At 75.6% G+C, this 829-nt stretch carries 1 protein-coding gene; it reads right to left on the bottom strand.

Annotated elements, in window-relative coordinates:
- Nucleotides 1–15 precede the first annotated feature (15 nt).
- On the bottom strand, nt 16–829 hold an 814-nt coding region (locus D180_RS13920), incomplete at its 5' end, for a hypothetical protein (RefSeq protein WP_017913278.1).

The raw sequence follows: 829 nt of genomic DNA, 5'->3' as shown, positions 1-829 counted from the left end.
GCGTGGCGGTCGGCATCACCCCGCCAGCCGCGCCTGCCAGAACGGCGCCTGCGCCCAACGCCGCTCGCGCGCGTACAGCGCCCCGCGTTCGCGCAGGTAGGCGCGGAAGCGCGCGAACACGCCCTCCTGGTACGCCGCCAGCGGTGCCGGGCCGGCACCCTGCAGATGCGCTGCCAGTGCGTGCGCGGCGGCCTCGCCGTCCTGCAGGGCCTTGACGATGCCGTGCGCGGTCAGCGGATCGTAGGCGCTGGCCGCGTCGCCCACTGCCAACCAGTCGACGCCCACCACGCGGCTGAGAATCGCCGACGGCCCCAGTGCGGCGATCAGGCCATCGGCCTCCGGCGCGCGGGCCGCGCCCTGCGCCAACCATTGCGCGACGTGCCGGGTCGTTCGCGCCGCTGCCAGCCACACGTCGCGGTCCAGGTACTGCCGTTGCCGGCGCGGCTCCAGCGCCAGGGCCAGCATCAAGCGCTCATGCGGCAACTTCGCCGCATACCACCAGCCGTCGGCGCAGGCCTCCAGCAAGGCCTGCGACGGAATCGCCTCGGCCCGCTCCAGCGCGAACACACCGGCGACGAAGGCCAGGCAATCCACCTCGTTGCGGGCAACGCCCAGCCGCCGCACCGCCGCGGCGGCGATGCCGCTGGCGTCCACCAGGAACCCGGCGCGCAGCCGGCGCACGCCGCCCTGCTCTTCGTGCAGTTCCAGCACGTGATCGCCATCGGCGGCGCGGCCGACCGCGCCCAGACGCAGGCCGCGCAGCAGCGTGCCGCCCTGCGCCGGCACCGCCGCGGCCAGCATCGCGTCGAAGGCGGCGCGGTCCACGTGC

Source organism: Xanthomonas sp. SHU 166, assembly GCF_000364685.1.
Lineage (GTDB): Bacteria > Pseudomonadota > Gammaproteobacteria > Xanthomonadales > Xanthomonadaceae > Xanthomonas_A > Xanthomonas_A sontii.
Note: the sequence above shows the minus strand (reverse complement) of the source record. Positions and strands in the feature narration are given on the sequence as shown.